Source organism: Methylobacterium sp. J-068 (assembly GCF_022829445.1).
In the GTDB taxonomy this organism is placed as follows: Bacteria; Pseudomonadota; Alphaproteobacteria; order Rhizobiales; family Beijerinckiaceae; genus Methylobacterium.
Window position 1 is genome coordinate 71,797 of record NZ_JAKSXY010000063.1, and the last position, 16,773, is coordinate 88,569.

General features: G+C 68.4%; 16 protein-coding genes and 1 tRNA gene. 8 read left to right on the forward strand and 9 right to left on the reverse strand.

Annotated elements, in window-relative coordinates:
• Positions 1 to 464: 464 nt before the first annotated feature.
• Positions 465 to 539, reverse strand: a tRNA-Gln gene (locus MKK54_RS08795).
• A gap of 96 nt (positions 540 to 635) precedes the next feature.
• Between MKK54_RS08795 and MKK54_RS08800 the strand changes: the two genes are divergently transcribed.
• The 3 genes from MKK54_RS08800 (at position 636) to MKK54_RS08810 (ending at position 4,168) form a co-directional block, all read left to right on the forward strand.
• Entirely contained in the window at positions 636 to 1,388 is a 753-nt protein-coding gene (locus MKK54_RS08800) for an SDR family oxidoreductase (protein WP_244010414.1), read from the forward strand.
• Between the two features lie 125 nt (positions 1,389 to 1,513).
• Complete coding sequence (locus MKK54_RS08805) at positions 1,514 to 3,133, forward strand: peptide chain release factor 3 (RefSeq protein WP_244010415.1); 1,620 nt, start codon at positions 1,514 to 1,516, stop codon at positions 3,131 to 3,133.
• 225 nt (positions 3,134 to 3,358) lie between these two features.
• Entirely contained in the window at positions 3,359 to 4,168 is an 810-nt protein-coding gene (locus MKK54_RS08810) for a DUF2189 domain-containing protein (RefSeq protein WP_244010416.1), read from the forward strand.
• A gap of 62 nt (positions 4,169 to 4,230) precedes the next feature.
• Here the strand turns inward: MKK54_RS08810 and MKK54_RS08815 are convergent, their stop codons facing one another.
• From MKK54_RS08815 to MKK54_RS08830, 4 genes are all read right to left on the reverse strand, one after another.
• Positions 4,231 to 4,893, reverse strand: a complete 663-nt coding sequence (locus tag MKK54_RS08815; protein ID WP_244010479.1) for a hypothetical protein — start codon at positions 4,891 to 4,893, stop codon at positions 4,231 to 4,233.
• A complete protein-coding gene (locus tag MKK54_RS08820; RefSeq protein WP_244010417.1) occupies positions 4,826 to 5,740 on the reverse strand; it encodes a glycoside hydrolase family 19 protein in 915 nt (304 codons plus the stop codon). Before MKK54_RS08820 ends, MKK54_RS08815 begins: the two co-directional genes overlap by 68 nt.
• A 365-nt stretch (positions 5,741 to 6,105) precedes the next feature.
• Positions 6,106 to 6,558, reverse strand: coding sequence for a response regulator (locus MKK54_RS08825; RefSeq protein ID WP_244010418.1), 453 nt, complete (start codon positions 6,556 to 6,558; stop codon positions 6,106 to 6,108).
• A gap of 55 nt (positions 6,559 to 6,613) precedes the next feature.
• Complete coding sequence (locus MKK54_RS08830) at positions 6,614 to 7,081, reverse strand: BLUF domain-containing protein (protein WP_244010419.1); 468 nt, start codon at positions 7,079 to 7,081, stop codon at positions 6,614 to 6,616.
• A gap of 255 nt (positions 7,082 to 7,336) precedes the next feature.
• Here MKK54_RS08830 and MKK54_RS08835 point away from each other — a divergent pair, with 255 nt between their 5' ends.
• From MKK54_RS08835 to MKK54_RS08850, 4 genes are all read left to right on the forward strand, one after another.
• Positions 7,337 to 8,734 carry a flagellar hook protein FlgE gene (locus tag MKK54_RS08835; RefSeq protein WP_244010420.1) on the forward strand — a complete coding sequence of 466 codons (1,398 nt, stop codon included), beginning with the start codon at positions 7,337 to 7,339 and terminating at the stop codon, positions 8,732 to 8,734.
• A gap of 45 nt (positions 8,735 to 8,779) precedes the next feature.
• On the forward strand, positions 8,780 to 10,672 hold the full coding sequence (flgK, locus tag MKK54_RS08840; RefSeq protein ID WP_244010421.1) for a flagellar hook-associated protein FlgK: 1,893 nt from the start codon (positions 8,780 to 8,782) through the stop codon (positions 10,670 to 10,672).
• Between the two features lie 75 nt (positions 10,673 to 10,747).
• On the forward strand, positions 10,748 to 12,532 hold the full coding sequence (locus MKK54_RS08845; RefSeq protein ID WP_244010422.1) for a hypothetical protein: 1,785 nt from the start codon (positions 10,748 to 10,750) through the stop codon (positions 12,530 to 12,532).
• A gap of 360 nt (positions 12,533 to 12,892) precedes the next feature.
• Positions 12,893 to 13,303 (forward strand): porin, encoded by a 411-nt coding sequence (locus MKK54_RS08850; protein WP_244010423.1) that lies wholly within the window; start codon positions 12,893 to 12,895, stop codon positions 13,301 to 13,303.
• 4 nt (positions 13,304 to 13,307) lie between these two features.
• On the opposite strand, the gene MKK54_RS08855 is transcribed toward MKK54_RS08850, so the two are convergent.
• The 3 genes from MKK54_RS08855 to MKK54_RS08865 are packed head-to-tail and all read right to left on the reverse strand — an operon-like array spanning position 13,308 to position 15,373.
• Positions 13,308 to 13,793, reverse strand: coding sequence for a hypothetical protein (locus tag MKK54_RS08855; protein WP_244010424.1), 486 nt, complete (start codon positions 13,791 to 13,793; stop codon positions 13,308 to 13,310).
• Positions 13,786 to 14,154, reverse strand: coding sequence for a rod-binding protein (locus MKK54_RS08860; RefSeq protein WP_244010425.1), 369 nt, complete (start codon positions 14,152 to 14,154; stop codon positions 13,786 to 13,788). Before MKK54_RS08860 ends, MKK54_RS08855 begins: the two co-directional genes overlap by 8 nt.
• A 46-nt stretch (positions 14,155 to 14,200) precedes the next feature.
• Positions 14,201 to 15,373 carry a flagellar basal body P-ring protein FlgI gene (locus MKK54_RS08865; protein WP_244010426.1) on the reverse strand — a complete coding sequence of 391 codons (1,173 nt, stop codon included), beginning with the start codon at positions 15,371 to 15,373 and terminating at the stop codon, positions 14,201 to 14,203.
• 239 nt (positions 15,374 to 15,612) lie between these two features.
• Between MKK54_RS08865 and MKK54_RS08870 the strand changes: the two genes are divergently transcribed.
• Positions 15,613 to 16,044, forward strand: a complete 432-nt coding sequence (locus MKK54_RS08870; protein WP_244010427.1) for a flagellar assembly protein FliX — start codon at positions 15,613 to 15,615, stop codon at positions 16,042 to 16,044.
• Positions 16,045 to 16,106: 62 nt separating this feature from the next.
• On the opposite strand, the gene MKK54_RS08875 is transcribed toward MKK54_RS08870, so the two are convergent.
• The gene (locus tag MKK54_RS08875; RefSeq protein WP_244010428.1) at positions 16,107 to 16,661 is read right to left on the reverse strand and encodes a ferritin-like domain-containing protein; all 555 of its coding nucleotides are present in this window, start codon (positions 16,659 to 16,661) and stop codon (positions 16,107 to 16,109) included.
• Between the last annotated feature and the right edge of the window lie 112 nt (positions 16,662 to 16,773).

Below are 16,773 nucleotides of genomic sequence, written 5' to 3' on the forward strand. Positions count from 1 at the left end.
CGTCCAGTGGCCATGAATCGTGCCGTTCACCGGCTTGAACCGAAGTATGCGCCACCTTTCATAGGTAAGATTGCGCGCCTAGATGCCTCAGTGGTTGATTCACACCGTGCAACGTTTCGGCGTCTCGCCCCCCATCTGCGGCCGAGGCAGTGACAGGTCAGATAGGCCTCGAAGTTGGACGGTAAAGCCTGCGGCGCGCACGGCTTGCATTGCCCCAATCTGGGCATAAAGCCTCCAGCACATGTGCTACGTCGAGTGGAGCAGAGGCGGTTATGGCGTGCCGAACGGGATGGCATATCGAGAGCATCACGCATTTTGAGAGAATGCCTGCGGCGCGCGGGGTATAGGCGCGGATTCGATTCGCCCCGAAACCAGTGCCGACTCTCGTGCGTCCCAGAAACACGGTCTGTTCCGCCATGGCCGCGATGTCCGCAGCGGAATACCATTGTTACATAAAGAAAACTTGGCTGGGGCGCCAGGATTCGAACCTGGGAATGGCGGTACCAAAAACCGCTGCCTTACCACTTGGCGACGCCCCAAAGCGCTGGCGTGGCGTTGTCTAGACGCAGTCTCGGGCGCTGGCAACGGGGGGTGGGAGCGCTTTATGCTCCCGCCCGCGCAACGGAGGGACGGGCATGGCGGGTCGGGTCGCGATCGTGACGGGGGCGGGCTCGGGGATCGGGCGCGTGGTGGCGCTCGGGCTGGCGCGGGCGGGCTATAATCTCGCCCTGGCCGGGCGGCGGGTCGCGCCGCTGGAGGCGGTCGCGTCCGAGGCGCGGGGCTGCGGCGTCGCGGCGGAAGCCATCGCCACCGACGTGGCCGAGGCGGCCTCCGTGGCGGACCTGTTCGCGCGGGTGGCGGCGCGCTTCGGGCGGCTCGACCTCCTGTTCAACAATGCCGGCGTGTTCACGCCGGGCGCGGCGATCGACGCCGTCACCCTCGACGACTGGCGCCGCTCGGTGGACGTGAACCTCACCGGCGCGTTCCTGTGCACGCAAGGCGCCTTCCGGATGATGAAGGCCCAGGTCCCGCGCGGGGGCCGCATCATCAACAACGGCTCCATCGCCGCCCAGGCGCCGCGCCCGCATTCGGCGCCCTACGCGGCCACCAAGCACGCCATCACGGGGCTGACCAAGGCGACCTCCCTCGACGGGCGCCCCCACGACATCGCCTGCGGGCAGATCGATATCGGCAATGCCGAGACGGAGATGACGGCGGGCATCGCCGCCGGCGCCCGGCAGGCCGACGGCAGCGTCCGGCCCGAGCCCGTGATGGAGGCGCGCCACGTGGCCGACGCGGTGGTCTACATGGCCGGGCTGCCGCTCTCGGCCAACGTGCAGTTCATGACCGTGGTCGCGACCACCATGCCCTATCTCGGGCGCGGCTGAGTTTTGCGCATCGCGTCCGAAACGCCTACAGAACAGCACCGCGCCGCCCCTTCGCGCCCGCCCGTCGTCGAATCCCCGCCGCGAACGCCGTCCGCCGCGCGGGGACCTGGAACGCCTTGCCCGCCATGCTGATGCAAACTGAGATGAAATCCGCCGACGCGAAAGCCGATCCGGTCGCCCGTCGCCGCACCTTCGCGATCATCTCGCACCCGGATGCGGGCAAGACCACGCTCACCGAGAAGCTGCTGCTGTTCGGCGGCGCCATCCAGCTCGCCGGCGAGGTCAAGGCCAAGCGCAACCGCGTCTCGACGCGCTCGGACTGGATGGGCATCGAGAAGGAGCGCGGCATCTCCGTCGTCACCTCGGTGATGACGTTCGAGTACGGCGACTGCGTCTTCAACCTCCTCGACACCCCGGGCCACGAGGACTTCTCGGAGGACACCTACCGCACGCTCACGGCCGTCGATTCGGCCGTGATGGTGATCGACGCGGCGAAAGGCATCGAGGCGCGCACGCGCAAGCTGTTCGAGGTCTGTCGGCTCCGCGACATTCCCATCGTCACCTTCGTGAACAAGCTCGACCGCGAGGCCCGCGACCCGTTCGAGCTCCTCGACGAGATCGAGAAGGTGCTGGCGCTGGACGTGGCGCCCGTGACCTGGCCCATCGGCCGGGGCCGGAACTTCGCCGGCACCTACGACCTCGGCAACGGCCGGGTCCGCCGCCTCGACGCGGCGGACGATGCCGGCACCGTGCCGGTGACGGGGATCGACGATCCCTTGTTCGACACCCTGCTGACGGAGAACGGCGAGGCCGCGACCTGGCGCGAGGAGGCGGAACTCGCCGAGACCGGCCTGAAGCGCTTCGACCTCGAGGCCTTCCGCGAGGGCCACCTCACGCCGGTGTTCTTCGGCAGCGCCTTACGCAATTTCGGGGTGCGCGACCTCATCGACGGGCTCGCCCGCTTCGCGCCCCCGCCGCGCGGCCAGGACGCCGACAAGCGCCTCGTGGAGCCGACGGAACCGAAGATGACCGGCTTCGTCTTCAAGATCCAGGCGAACATGGACCCGAACCACCGCGACCGCATCGCCTTCATGCGCGTCTGCTCGGGGCGGCTGAACCGGGGCATGAAGGCCAAGCTCGTGCGCACCGGCAAGCCGATGTCGCTCTCGGCCCCGCAATTCTTCTTCGCGCAGGACCGCGCCATCGCGGACGAGGCCTTCGCGGGCGATGTCGTCGGCATCCCGAACCACGGCACCCTGCGCATCGGCGACACCCTGACGGAGGGCGAGGAGATCGTGTTTCGCGGGGTGCCGAGCTTCGCCCCCGAGATCCTGCGCCGGATCAAGCTCACCGACGCGATGAAGGCCAAGAAACTGCGCGAAGCCCTCCAGCAGATGGGCGAGGAGGGCGTGGTGCAGGTGTTTCGCCCGCATGACGGCTCCCAGGCCATCGTGGGCGTCGTCGGCGCCCTGCAGCTCGACGTCCTGAAGGAGCGCCTCCAGGCCGAGTACGGCCTGCCGATCGACTACGAGCCGACCCGCTTCTCGATCTGCCGCTGGATCACGGCCGACAAGGAGACCGACCTCGACAAGTTCATCGGCAGCCACGGCTCGGCCCTGGCGAGCGACCTCGACGGGGCTCCGGTCTTCATGGCCACCACCGCCTTCTCGCTACGCTACGAGGAGGAGCGCGCGCCGGAGGTGCGCTTCAGCGACATCAAGGATTACCAGAAGCGCGCCGCCTGAAGGCGGCGCGCGCGGTCGGGCCCAAGAGCGCGACCCGGGCCAAGTCTACGCGCCGAAAAGCCAAGCTGACTGAAATATTCGGTTCCGGTCTCGAGACATCGGGACAGGTCCGCGAAAAGGGTTTAGTGTCGGACGCATCCGCTCTCGGCGCCTGCACGCGCGAGCATGCGTTGCAAGTTTGGGCGTCCACGTCGTGAGCTTCATCCCCGGACGAGGGTTTGAGCGATGACGACACTTCATGCCGATCAGTTCCACCACGCGGATCACCACCGGCACGGCATGGCCCGGCCGGTCGTGAACGCGATCGATGCGCGCGACCTGTCCTTCGCGCTGCGGCGCGGGTGGGACGACTTCCAGGCGATGCCGACCCACGCGCTGTTCATCGGGCTGATCTATCCGCTGATCGGCCTCGTGCTGGCGACGGTCGCGTTCGGCACGGCGGTGCTGCCGCTGGTCTTCCCCCTGGCGGCGGGGTTCGCCCTCATCGGCCCCTTCGCGGCGGTCGGCCTCTACGAACTCAGCCGGCGCCGCGAGCGGGGCCTTCCGGCCGATTGGGCGGCGGCCTTTTCCAGCCTGAACCGCACGGCGGCGGGCGCGCTCGCGGGCATCGGCCTTCTCCTGACCCTGATCTTCGCCTGCTGGCTGGTGGCCGCGCAGGGGATCTACTGGGGGCTCTACGGCGACGCCGCCCCGGATTCCCTCCTCGGCTTCGCCCGCGACGTGCTCACCACCCCGCGCGGCTGGGCCCTGATCGCGATCGGCAACCTCGTGGGATTCGCCTTCTCCCTCGCGGTGCTGGCGATCAGCGTGGTCTCGGTGCCGATGCTGGTGGACCGGCGGATCGACACGCTCACGGCGATCGAGACGTCGTTGGCGGCGTTCCGGCGTAACCCGCTCACCCTGACGGCCTGGGGCTTCGTGGTGGCCGGATTGCTGGTCCTCGGATCGCTGCCGCTCTTCGTCGGCCTCGCGGTGGTGATGCCGATCCTCGGACACGCGACCTGGCACCTCTACAGGCGGATCGTCCCCGCCTGAGGGCCCGCCCGCGGGCATCCTCGCAGCGTCACGGCCTGCGGCGCGGACGGCACGCGGGACGATCAGTAGATCGTCTCCAGCATGTTGTCGGCCTCTTCCATCTGTAGCAGGTCGGACGTGGATCCATACGCTTTCGCGACCGGGTCGAATTTCAGGACCTTGCGGGAGAACCAGGCCAGATCACTGTCCGTCCTCGCGCAACCGCTGTTCCTGACGACCCGCGTGCCTCGGAAAACGGCCAGCCCCGCCGAGCGCCGGCAATCGCCGCCGATACATTCGGTCAGCAGGATGCGAAGCGGGCCCTGATCGAACCAGACCTGCTTGACCAGGGCGCCGGGACTCGCCGGAGCGACGTTCGCCTTGAAGCGATGGCCGTTGGCCTGGTCGGCCACGTAGAGGGTCCGAATCATTTTTGGATTGCCCTCGCGATAGGATAGCTGGCGGATCGAATCCCGATCAGATCGGGCACAGAGGGATACGACGTCCGAACCCAGCGCGCAGGAGAACACCACCTCTTCGTCGGCCTGGCAGAGCGAGGCCGGGGGTTGCGTGGTCTCGGCAAGACCGTTCTTTGTAAGACCGTTCATGGCAAGGCCATCTCGGGCAAGGCCATCCTGGGCGAAGCAGCACGGCAAGACCGCGATCAGGAGCCAGGCTTTAGCTGAAAGCGCTATAGGCCCGCTGAAAATGCTCGCAGCGCTTGCCGTAGCTGTCCGTACCGGCATTGATGACCTTCGTGATCCGATCGACGTCGGCATCGGCATGCCCTCTATCGGCGAGTCGATGAAGCTTATGAATTTTCCAGTAGCAGATCGCAGAGCGGAGGCTGTAGGGAAATTCGGCCAGCAATTCGGGATTCGACACGAAACTCAAGCGACGGATCGACTTTTTCTCCAGATACAATTCCCCGTACTTCTTGGTTAGAGCGGCATAATTTGTGCGCCCGGTGATCTGTATCAAACCGCGCCCGCGGAATTTCCACCCATCCCCACTGTCTATGCCGCCATTACCATTCCTGTCGGCATAGACCTTGTTGGCGATCGTCTCTTCATCGGCTTTGCGCGTGATTTTTTTGGTTTTTTCATCCTTGGCATAGCCATCTTCTTTGGCTTCGTCCTTATGACGCTTGTAATAGCCGAATTTGACGGGCAACACCGCCGGATTGTAATTCAGATTTTCGACGGTCTTCGAGAGGTCGGCGCCGCTTTCCTCTCTCAGTTGCGCGAAGAAATGCGCTTGACGCAACGGACTATCGAGACCGTACAGCTTGAGATCCCGGTTCAGCTCGAGGGCGACGGACGACAGGTAATCCGGATCGGCATTTGGAAACACGATCCTCAACTTGCCGGCGTCCAGGTTCGTATGGGCGGGCAACTTGATGTGTTTCAGGCCGGACACATTGATGGAGGTCGTGAACGCGCTCCGGCTGTCCCTCACCTTGGCAAGGTACCGGACGATCTCCTGATCCGACAGCAGAGCGACGCGCATGGTGTCGGAGAGGGCGAGACGAAGGGCGTGCATCGCGTCGCCGCTGCCGGGCGCGCTCCTGAGGGTCTGCTCCGTCGCGGCCACGTTCCGCAACCGATTCCGGGGCGACGCTCTTGACGGGGTCGACATGCAGCGGCCTCTTCACCCGAGGATTGGCTCTCGGCACGGGCGCCCCCGCCCGCCGACACGTCGCGAGCGGGTGACGGCCGGCGACATCGCGTCGGGGAAAGTCCCCCGGACGGCCCTGCGCGACATGCGATCATAAGAACAAAGCGCCGGCCGCGCCAGTTGTCGCGTGACATCGACAGCATTCGAACGGCGAGCCGCGCTGGGGTAGCGGCTCGCACGCGGGCGGAGCCGGAGAATGCGGCCGGGCGCGTCGGGCGGCCGCGTACGTCACCTCCCGTCGTATCGGGACCCGGAACCCGTCCCGCTCAGAACGCGACCGATCAGAATTTGCCCAGCATCGGGAAGTCGATGCTCAGCGCCGATTCCGCGGCGAGCGGCGCCTCGCGGCGGCGCGGCTTGCGGTTGATCACCTGCTTCAGCTTGGTCTTCAGCACCGACATGTCGAAGGGCTTGAGGATGAAGGCGTCGGCCCCCGCCTGGTGCGCCAGGTTGATGTCCTCGAAATCGAACGACGCCTCGGTGAGCAGGAAGGGGGTGTTCATCAGGGCGTCGTCGGCGCGGATCTCGCGCAGGAACGAGAGCCCGTCCATCGGCTCCATGTCGAGGTCGGAGATCACCAGGGCATAGCGGCGCTCGCGCATCCGCTCGAGGGCCGTGACGGCATCGGTCACGCCCTCGACGTCCGGGAAGCCGAGCCGGTTCATCAACAGGATGACCAGCTTCAGGAGCTTCTCCTGGTCGTCGACGATGAGGATCGCGGGCGTCTCGCTCATGAAATTTCACGGGTTTGAGTGCGGGGCGACGAAGTCGCGCCGGGCAGGATCTCGCTCAGACGAACAGGTGGTCGATCCCCTGCTTCGTCATGGATTCGGCCTGGAGGTTCACGGCGAGTCCGTGGATCGCCGCGCCCTTGGGCGTGCCGCGCTGGAACATCGGCAACAGGTTCGCCTTCTGGAACAGCCCGTCGTTGACCGGGCCGCGAACACCCGTGGTGAACGAGTTCACGAACTCGCGCTTGAGGATCTCCCGCCACTCGACGATCTGCACGTCTCGGTGGCGCGGGTCGTTGCTGATCCGGCCGAAGGTGTCGCTCACCGAGGCGCGTTCGCCCTCGATGATCTGGGCGGCGAAATTCTGGTCGATGATCAGGAAGCTGGTGATCACCGAGAACTCGTTCTTCTTCTGCGCCTGCCGCGTGATCTCGCCGATCTGCCGCGTGCGCGAGGGTGCGTCCGCCGCGAGGTTCAGGCGCGAGAAGTAGATCAGGTGGATGAGGGTCGAGCGTTTGGCTCTCATGATCGCGATACACCGCCTTTGATCGCGCCACGTTAGACAGATCGGCGATAACGCGACGTAAACGACCGTTGCGGGACCGGACTGCCCGGCAAAAGCTGCCGCCTGACCGGCCCGGCGGCCGTTCCTGCCGGGCGCCTCCTTGGCAAGATCTTGTATTTTCAATGACTTAGCGCTGGCACATCGCTTGCTGATCGAGACCGAGGCCGGCGCGGATGTGCACCGGCCCCACCACCGTCTCGCTTGGGGTTCCCGGCCATGGATGTCTTCACCGCGTTGCAGACGGCCGTCTCCGGCCTGAAGGCGCAATCGTTTTCGCTCGAGAACATCTCGGGCAACATCGCGAATTCCCAGACGACCGGGTTCAAGCGGGTCGACACCAACTTCGTCGATCTCATCGCCGAGCAGGAGACGCCGAGCCGGCAGGTGGCCGGCACGGTCGCGGCCAATTCGCGCCAGACCACGACGGTGCAGGGCAGCCTGAACGCCACCAACATCGGCACCAACATGGCGCTGAACGGCGACGGCTTCTTCGTGGTGCAGAGCAAGACCGGCGACACCAACGGCCAGACCACCTTCTCGACCGGCGATTCCTACACGCGGCGCGGGGACTTCGCCCTGGACAAGGACGGGTACCTCGTCAACGGCGCCGGCTCCTACCTCAAGGGCACCAGCCTCGACCCGATCACCGGCCAGGCGACCGGCGAGGGGCCGATCAAGATTTCGAACTCGATCCTGCCGGCGCGTCCGACCTCGACCATCACCTACTCGGCCAACCTTCCGAAGACGCCCGCGACCACGAACGCCAGCGCGAGCGTGGCCGGCTCGGAACTCCTCGGCACCCTGGCCTCGGGCGCGAACCCCGCGATCCTGTCCGGCACCGGGACCGCCACGGTCTCGGCGGCCGATGCCGCGAGCTTCGTCAACGGCAGCATCGCGGGCCCGTCCCTCACCGCCTACAGCGCCAGCGGCGGCCCCGTGAGCATCCAGACCCGCTGGGCCAAGGTCCAGAACGCCGACGCCACCGCGACACCGGCCACCAGCGACGTCTGGAACCTGTTCTACGCCGACAAGAGCGCGGTCACGAGCACCGCGACCTCCTGGACGAATGCCGGCACGGCCTTCCAGTTCAACGGCAGCGGCCAGCTGACCTCGCCCACCGCCACGGCGGTGACCATCCCGGCGCTGACCGTCGACGGCGTCAACCTCGGCAACATCCAGCTCAACTACGGCAGCGGCGGCCTGACCGCCTACACCTCCTCGGGCGGCACCGTGACCACCAACACGCTGACGCAGGACGGCTACACCTCGGGCACGCTGAACAACCTCAGCATCACCACGGACGGCAAGGTCTCGGGCACCTACAGCAACGGCAACACCCTGTCGCTCGCCAACGTCAAGGTCGTCCAGTTCAACAACTCGGACGGCCTGAAGGCGAATTCCAACGGCACCTACGCGCAGACCCTCGAATCCGGCACCCCGCTGGTCGGGCTGAACGGCACCACGGTGGTGGGCGGCAACGTCGAGCAGTCGAACACCGACATCGCGAGCGAATTCTCGAAGATGATCGTCACGCAGCAGGCCTATTCCGCCAACACGAAGGTCATCTCGACGTCGCAGGACATGATGTCGGCGCTGATCAACATCATTCGCTGACGCCGCGGGAGACCGGCCGGAATCTGAGATCAGGGGAGGGGGGCCGTGAGCTTCAACGCCGTCAACACCGCCACCGCCGGCCTGAAGGTCACGCAGGCCGCGATCGGCGTCGTCTCGCAGAACATCGCGAATGTCGGCACGGTCGGCTACACGAAGCGCACCCTGACCTCGGTGGCGCAGGGCGTCGGCAATTCCAGCGTCTCGCTCGGCACGATCGGCCGGGCGCTGGACGCCGCCTCCCTGAAGCAGCTGCGGATGGAGACGTCGGGCTCGGCCTATACGGGCTCCGTCTCGGCGGTCCGGACGCAGCTCGACCAGCTCTACGGCACGCCCGGAAGCGCGACGGCCCTCGACGGGGTGCTGAACGACTTCGCGCTCTCGCTTCAGACGCTCACGAGCGACCCGACCTCGACCTCCGCCCGCTCGACCGTGCTCACGAAGGCCGCGAACCTCGCCTCCAGCATCGGCACCATCGCCCAGGGCGTGCAGGACCTGCGCACCGCCACCGAGAGCCAGCTCGGCAGCGACACCGCCAAGGCGAACGATTACCTCACATCGATCGCCACCCTGAACACCCAGATCTCCAGCACCACCGACGAGAGCGCGCGCGCGGACCTGCTCGACCGGCGCGACCAGGCCATCACCGGCCTGTCGGCCTATCTCGACGTGCAGACCGTGGACCAGCACGACGGGACGGTCTCGGTCATCACCACCTCCGGCCTGACGCTGGTCGATCGCGGCGCCGCCGCCGCCTTGAGCTTCGACGGACGGGGCACCCTGTCGCCCGACGCGGCCTATTCGCAGGACCCGACGCAGCGGGGCGTCGGCACCATCACGGCGACCACGCCGGGCGGGGCGCGCATCGACCTGATCGCCGCCAAGGCGATCCGCTCGGGCTCGCTCGCGGCCGGCATCGAGTTGCGCGACACGACCCTGCCGCAGGCCCAGCGCCAACTCGACGAACTCGCGGCCGGGCTCTCGCGCGCGCTGTCGGACCGCTCGGCGACCGGCACCGCCGTGACCGCCGGCAGCGCCAGCGGCTTCGACATCGACCTGAACGGTCTCCAGGCCGGCAACGCCGTCACGATCGGCCTGCGCGACGCCGCCGGCATCCAGCGCAACCTCGTGCTGATCCCCTACACCTCCGACCCCGCGCCGAGCGTGAACCCGGCCGACACCAGCGACCCGACGGCGACGATCGTCCCGATCAAGCTGACGGGCACGAATGCCGGCCTGCGCGACGCGATCCAGAACGCGCTCGGCGGCACCTTCAGCGTCACCAGCCAGCCCAGCGCCGGCACCGGCGGCCTGCGCGTCACCACCGACGGGAGCGCCGGCGCCCCGACCCTGCTCGGCATCAGCGCCAGCGTGACGCAGCCGACCAGCACCACCGATTTCCAGAGCGGCCAGCCGCAGCTGGCCCTCTTCGTCGACACGAAGGCCAAGGACACGACGGGCAACGGGACGCTCTACACCGGCTCGTTCGACAAGGGCTCTCAGCTCACCGGCTTCGCCCAGCGCATCGGCGTCAACCAGGCCCTGGTCGGCAACACCGCCAACCTCGTCGGGACCTCGGCGACCACCCTCGCCTCCGACAGCACGCGGCCGCAATACCTCTACACGGCGCTCACCGGCACCAGCCGGACCTTCGCGGCCGCGAGCGGGATCGGCGGCATCGACGCGCCCTACAGCGCCAGCGTCCAGTCCTTCGCGCAGCGCATCATCGACGCGCAGGGCGCCGCCACCGCCACCGCCCAGAGCCTCGACGAGGGCCAGGGCATCGCGCTGGCGACGGCCCAGTCCCGCGTCGCCTCGACCTCCGGCGTCAGCATCGACGAGGAGATGTCGAAGCTCGTCCAGCTTCAGACCGCCTACAGCGCCAACGCGCGGGTCCTCACGGCCGCACGTGACCTCCTCGACACCCTGCTGCGGATCTAAAGGCCAGCCCGCCATGCGCCGAACCCGTCCGCGCCTTCCCATCCCGCCGAGGTTTCCTTCTCCGACGAGGACCCGATGAGCATCGCGCCCTTCAACGCCAGCACCTATGTGGGCGACCGCAACACGGCCAGCCTCCTCGGGCTGAAGAGCCGCCTCGACACGCTGACGACCCAGCTCGCCAGCGGCAAGACCGCCAGCACCTATGGCGGCCTCGGCGCGGGGCGCACCACCAGCCTCAGCGCGCACGCCGCGCTCAGCGCCCTCGACGGCTACGATGCCGCGATCACCGGCGCCACCACCCGCGTCGCCCTGGCCAATGCCAGCGTGACGCAGGTCAACACCCTCGGCTCCGGGCTGCAGCGCTCGCTCGCCGCCAGCAACACCTCGACCTCCGCCAACACGACCAAGATCGCGCGCGACAGCCTGGATGCCGCGATCGACGCCCTGAACGTCGATGCGGGCGGGCAGTACATCTTCGGCGGCCGCGCCACCGAATCGCCCCCGGTCGTCCCGGTGGACACGATCCTCAACGGGGACCCGGCCGCGGGGCTCGACGGCCTGAAGACCCTGATCGCCGAGCAGAAGACCGCCGATCTCGGCCCGAACGGCAACGGCCGCGTCGCCGCGAGCGTCAGCGGCACGACCGTGACCCTCGCCGAGGAAGGCACGGGCACGGCCGGCACCGAGGCCCGCGCGAATTTCGGCTTCCGGCTCATCACGGCCACGAGTTCGAACCCGGCCGGCATCAGCGCCAGCGCCACCACGGACGCCAGCGCGCCGGCCGTCACCTTCACCCTGGCCAAAGCCCCCGCCGAGGGCGACCGCATCCGCGTCGCGGTCAACCAGCCGGACGGGACCCAGAGCTTCGTCGACCTGACCGCGAAGGCGTCCTCCACGGCGGCCGACACCGACACGATTCCGGTCTTCGCGACGGCGGCCGAGGCCCAGACCTACCTGAACGACCGCTTCAAGTCCGTCAGCGTGGCCAGCGTCCAGGGCCCCGCCGCCCTCGGGATCCAGGCCGATTTCGGCACCGGGACGCCGGCCTCGCTCACCCTGGGGGTGACCGGCACGCCCGTGGCGGGCGACACCGTGACGGTCAACATCGCCCTGCGGGACGGCACGACCCAGAGCCTGACCCTCACGGCGCGCGCGACCGCCGCCAGCGATTCGACCACCGAGTTCTCGTTGACCGGCGACATCGCCACAAACCTCTCGAACGCGGTCAACAACGCCCTGAAGGGCGCCGCCGCCACCACGCTCGGCGCGAGTTCCGCCTCGCGCGCCGCGGAGGACTTCTTCGCGGGTTCGCAATCGGCCGGGTTCGCGCCGCGCCGCGTCAACGCCGACGGCAACGGCTACGCCGAGCAGGCGAGCACCAAGACGGTGATCTGGTACACCGGCGACGACACCTCGGCCGATCCGCGCGCCACCGCCACCGCGCAGGTCAGCGCCAACCGGGTGCTGAACATCGGCACGCAGGCCAACGAGGCGCCGATCCGCGCCGTGCTGGCAGGACTCGCCCTCGTGGCGGTCGACACCGCGACCACCGGAACCCAGGAAACCGCCCGCTTCAGCGCGGTCGCCGACCGCGCCCGCGCCCTGCTGGCATCCGACACGACCGCGGGCGGCATTCCGGGCATCGCCAGCGACCTCGGCCTCGCCTCCAGCACGCTCACCAACACCCAGACGGCGAACCGGACCAGCCGCGCGGCGCTGGAGAACTCCCTCGACGGCGTCGACACGATCTCGACCGAGGAAGTCACCGTCCAGTTGCTGCAGCTTCAGACGCAGCTCCAGGCGAGCTACCAGGTGACCTCGATGCTCTCGAAGCTGAACCTCGTGAACTATCTGAGCTGACGCTACCCCGGGCGCGGGGTGTCACGAGCGTGCCGGCCTTCAGAAGCCCAGCGCGTCGCTGTCAGGCACCTCCCGGAAGGAGAGTCCGACGGCCGCCATCGTGCCCGCTCCCGATTCCCGCCCGGTCAATGATCTCCGGACGGTCCAAGAGCAGACCAAAAAAAGGTCCAGCTTCGCGAAGGGCCGGGGGGAGGCGCCCGATCCCGGAGGGTCGCCCGATCCCGCCAAATCGGGACGGCGCTCCGGGTTCCCGGTCCGGCGCGCGGCCGGGATCGCAACGAGACTGGCTCGATCGTGCGACTTGGCTCGACCGTACGACTTGGCCTAACCAGGACCGGATCCGAGACCGGGAGCACGGGCATGCGAGGGGCGAAACACGCGGGGCTGGCCGTCGCTTTCCTGCTCCTCACCGCCTCGGGCTCGGCCAGCCAGGAATTGGCAGCCCCGAATTTGGCACTTCCGGCCCTGACGGTTCCGGACCTGATCGCGCCCGACCGGGTCGGGCCGGACCTGTCGGCCGTACGACCGAAGCCCCCGCGCAAGCGGCAGCGCGAGGCGATGCAGCCCTGCCCGAGCCAGGGTCCGGGCTTCGTGCGCCTGCCGGGCTCGGCCACCTGCGTCCGCGTCAGCGGCCGCGCCGTCGGCGGCGTCGACATCGGTGCGCACGGCGCCGCTCCGGTGACGGCGGGACACCTCTCGATCGACGCCCGGACCGAGTCGGATCTCGGCCCCGTGCGTGCCTTCGTGCGCATGGGGCACGGACGGCCCTAACGCGTCAGAGGCTGCGCGAGAGCACCAGGGGCTGGCTGCGGGCGACGCCGCTGCGGCCATAAGGGGAGGGCCCCTGCGAGGGACGGCCGTAGACGGTCGGGATGCGCGCGCGGTTCATCTCGTCCGCGAGCGTCTTGACCAGACCTTCCGAGACGGTGCGGGCCGTGGCCAGCACCGCCTGGTTGGTCTCGACGCTCTGGGTGAAGCGCGCATGCGCCGCCTTGAGCGTCGCGACGCCGTCCGGCGCGAACCGGGCCAGGGCGATGGCGTTGGCCTTGACCGTCTCGAGACCCTGGAGATAGGCCGCCGACAGGGCGGTCTTGCGCTCGCCCTCGGCGAGGCCCTCGCGCAGGCGCCCGACCCGGACATGGGCGCTCTCGCGGGCGAGCACGGCGTCGAGGGCTTCGAGGCTCGCCATCACGGCGGCGACGAGGCTCGCGGCACCGGCGCGGTCGGTGATCCGTAAGGGGGCTTCCACGGGCCTATGCACGAGCGCCCTCCTGCATCTTCATCATCTCGCGGAACACCTGATCGGCGATGCCGACGCCGCCGCTCTTCACGACCTGGCCGGCATATTCCTTGGTCAGCATCGAGCGGTAGACGCCGCCGCCGGTGCCGTTCTCGCCGAGGGGCCCGTCGGTGCCCTCCGACTGCGACAGCCGGTCGAGCGACTGCTCCAGGAACATCGATTCGAAATCCGTCGCGGCCTTGCGGGCCTTCGTCTCCGCCGCACTCTTGGCGGTGCTCGTCGTGGCGGAACCGACCGCACCCTGGACCGTCTTGGCGATGTCCCCGACGATGGCCTTGCCGACCCCGAGGGCGGCGCTGGCGGCGAGTGGCGCGAACAGCATGGAACTTACCTCGCGGGCTTGAGGAAACGGGAGGGGCGGGCCGGCATCACATCACCTCGATGTCGGCCTGGAGGGCGCCGGCGGCCTTGATCGCCTGCAGGATCGAGATGAGGTCGCGCGGGCCGATGCCGAGGGCGTTGAGGCCGTCGACGAGTTCGCGCAGGGTCACGCCCTCCTTGACCAGGGCGAGCTTGTTGCCGTCGCCGGTATCGACCTTCACCCCGGTGCGCGGCACCACCACGGTGGCGCCGTTGGAGAGAGGCGCCGGCTGGCTCACCTGCGGCTGCTCGGTGATGGTCACGGTGAGGTTGCCCTGCGCGATCGCCACGGTGGAGACCCGGACGTCCCGGCCCATCACGATGATGCCGGAGCGCTCGTCGACGATGACCCGCGCCGTCTGGTCGGGCTCGACCTTGAGCTGCTCGACCTCGGTGACGAGGCGGATCATGTTGCCGCTGTACTTGGCGGGGATCTGGAGCGTGACCGTGGCGGGGTCGGTGGGCTCGGCCGTGTCGGCGCCCATGAAGTCGTTGATCGCCGCGGCGATGCGCTTCGAGGTGGTGAAATCCGGGTTGCGCAGGGACAGGCGCAGGGTGCGCATGTCGTTCATCTTGAACGCCATCTCGCGCTCGATCATCGCCCCGTTGGGCACGCGCCCGTTGGTGGGCACGCCACGGGTGATCTTGGCGGCGTCCCCCTCGGCCGAGAAGCCCGCGATGGCCACGGAGCCCTGCGCCAGGGCGTAGACCTCGCCGTCCGCGCCGAGCAGCGGGGTCACCAGCAGGGTGCCGCCCTGGAGGGACTTGGCGTCGCCGAGGGACGAGACGGTGATGTCGATGCGGTTGCCCTGGGTCGCGAAGGGCGGCAGGCTCGCCGTCACCATCACGGCCGCGAGGTTCTGCGTGCGCATGGTGGCGCCGCGCGTGTTGACGCCGAGGCGCTCGAGCATCGCCTGGAGCGACTGCTTGGTGAAGGGGATGTTGTTCAGGGTGTCGCCGGTGCCGTTGAGGCCGACGACGATGCCGTAGCCGACGAGTTGGTTCTGGCGCACCCCCTCGACGCTGGCGAGATCCTTCACCCGCGACAGGGCGAGCACGGGCGTCGCGTGGCCGAGCACCAGCGCCAGCACCACCAGGAGCAAGCCCGCCGGAAGCAAGCCCGCTGGAAGACTGCGCGCGAGGCGAAGGTATCGAGTGGTGCCGGTGAGGCTGTCGGGCATGGCGCACTTCGTGGCGGACGGGTGCCGACCATCCTGCCAGGAGCGTGCCAGACGGCGGATTTCCGCAACGCCTTGCTTTCAAAGGGCTTTTTCAAGGCACACGCCATCGCGACACCGCCGCGGACCCGGACGCTTCGTGCCGACCCGGCATCTTCTGCCGGGACGTTTACGATGGCTTAACCACGTCGGCCGGATTCTCGCTGCGATGGGCGGCCGATCGCCCCGATCGGTCCCCTGCCATGCGCGTCGATACCCGCTTCGTCACCCTGAACACGAACCCGAGCGGCGCGGCGCGGCGGAGCGAGCCCGGCCAGGCCTTCGCCCTGTCGAGCCCCGCCCCGAACGCCCCCGGCGCCACGGCGACCCCGGCGGCGAGCCTCGCGGGCCTCGACGCGATCCTCACCCTCCAGAGCAACACCGACACGCCCGAGGAGCGCCGCCGCCGCTCCGCCCGGCGCGGCAACGACCTCCTCGACGGGCTCGACCGGCTCAAGGCCGCCCTGCTGATGGGACGCGTCTCGCCGCGCGACCTCCAGGCAATCGCCGCCCGCCTGAACGAGCGCGCCGGGACCAGCGGCGATCCGCGCCTCGACGGCCTGATCGCCGATATCGAACTGCGCGCGGCGGTCGAACTCGCCAAGTTGTCGGCCTCGGCGGCGCGGGCGGCCTGAGCCGCCGACGCGGGAGCGCGCGCCGGCCGACGGGGCGATCAGCCCTTGGACGAGACCTTGAATCAGCCTTTGGACTTGGCCTTGGCGCGCGGCTTGTCCTCGGGTTCGTCCTCCGCTTCGACACCCTCGCTGCCCTCGGTGTTGATCTGCTCCGCGATCTCGCTGAGCAGCGCGTCGGTCTTCTTCTCCTCTTCCAGGGTCTGCTCCAGCAGCTTGGCGGCGTCCGCGTAGCCGAGCTGGCGCGCCCAGGTCTTCAGGGTGCCGTAGCGGGCGATCTCGTAATGCTCCACAGCCTGGGCGCAGGCGGCGAGCACGGCGTCGGCGGCCGGGCTGTCGGCGAAATCCTCCAGATCCTCCTCCATCTCGGAGGTGATGCCCTGCATCGCCTCGCAGGTCTTGGCGCGGGCCGGCTTGCCGATGATCTCGAACACCTGCTGCAGGCGCTCGACCTGCTCGGCGCTCTCCTCCGCGTGGGTCTCGAAGGCACTGCGAAGCTGCGGGTGCTCGGCGGCCTTGGCCGATTTCTTCAGGGCCCGGACCGATTGCTTCTCAGCGTAGTAGACATCCTTCAGCGTCTCGTAGAACGCATCGTGCAGCGTCTTCGTCTTGGCGGCCATGACGTTTGCTCCGGGTTGAGGATGATAAAGAGATTCGGGCGTCGGGACGGCGTTCTCGGAGCTCACGCCCACAGGTCATCGCATGGAACACCCGACCACGGATCAGGATGTT

What these genes read in the sequence shown, in the direction of transcription:
- MKK54_RS08850 (WP_244010423.1), top strand. Translation starts at nt 12,893, where the DNA reads ATGCGAGGGGCGAAACACGCGGGGCTGGCCGTCGCTTTCCTGCTCCTC.
- MKK54_RS08835 (WP_244010420.1), top strand. Translation starts at nt 7,337, where the DNA reads ATGGATGTCTTCACCGCGTTGCAGACGGCCGTCTCCGGCCTGAAGGCG.
- MKK54_RS08860 (WP_244010425.1), bottom strand. Translation starts at nt 14,154, where the DNA reads ATGCTGTTCGCGCCACTCGCCGCCAGCGCCGCCCTCGGGGTCGGCAAG.
- MKK54_RS08810 (WP_244010416.1), top strand. Translation starts at nt 3,359, where the DNA reads ATGACGACACTTCATGCCGATCAGTTCCACCACGCGGATCACCACCGG.
- MKK54_RS08865 (WP_244010426.1), bottom strand. Translation starts at nt 15,373, where the DNA reads ATGCCCGACAGCCTCACCGGCACCACTCGATACCTTCGCCTCGCGCGC.
- MKK54_RS08845 (WP_244010422.1), top strand. Translation starts at nt 10,748, where the DNA reads ATGAGCATCGCGCCCTTCAACGCCAGCACCTATGTGGGCGACCGCAAC.
- MKK54_RS08875 (WP_244010428.1), bottom strand. Translation starts at nt 16,661, where the DNA reads ATGGCCGCCAAGACGAAGACGCTGCACGATGCGTTCTACGAGACGCTG.
- MKK54_RS08870 (WP_244010427.1), top strand. Translation starts at nt 15,613, where the DNA reads ATGCGCGTCGATACCCGCTTCGTCACCCTGAACACGAACCCGAGCGGC.
- MKK54_RS08805 (WP_244010415.1), top strand. Translation starts at nt 1,514, where the DNA reads ATGCTGATGCAAACTGAGATGAAATCCGCCGACGCGAAAGCCGATCCG.
- MKK54_RS08825 (WP_244010418.1), bottom strand. Translation starts at nt 6,558, where the DNA reads ATGAGCGAGACGCCCGCGATCCTCATCGTCGACGACCAGGAGAAGCTC.
- MKK54_RS08815 (WP_244010479.1), bottom strand. Translation starts at nt 4,893, where the DNA reads ATGCCGGTACGGACAGCTACGGCAAGCGCTGCGAGCATTTTCAGCGGG.
- MKK54_RS08800 (WP_244010414.1), top strand. Translation starts at nt 636, where the DNA reads ATGGCGGGTCGGGTCGCGATCGTGACGGGGGCGGGCTCGGGGATCGGG.
- MKK54_RS08830 (WP_244010419.1), bottom strand. Translation starts at nt 7,081, where the DNA reads ATGAGAGCCAAACGCTCGACCCTCATCCACCTGATCTACTTCTCGCGC.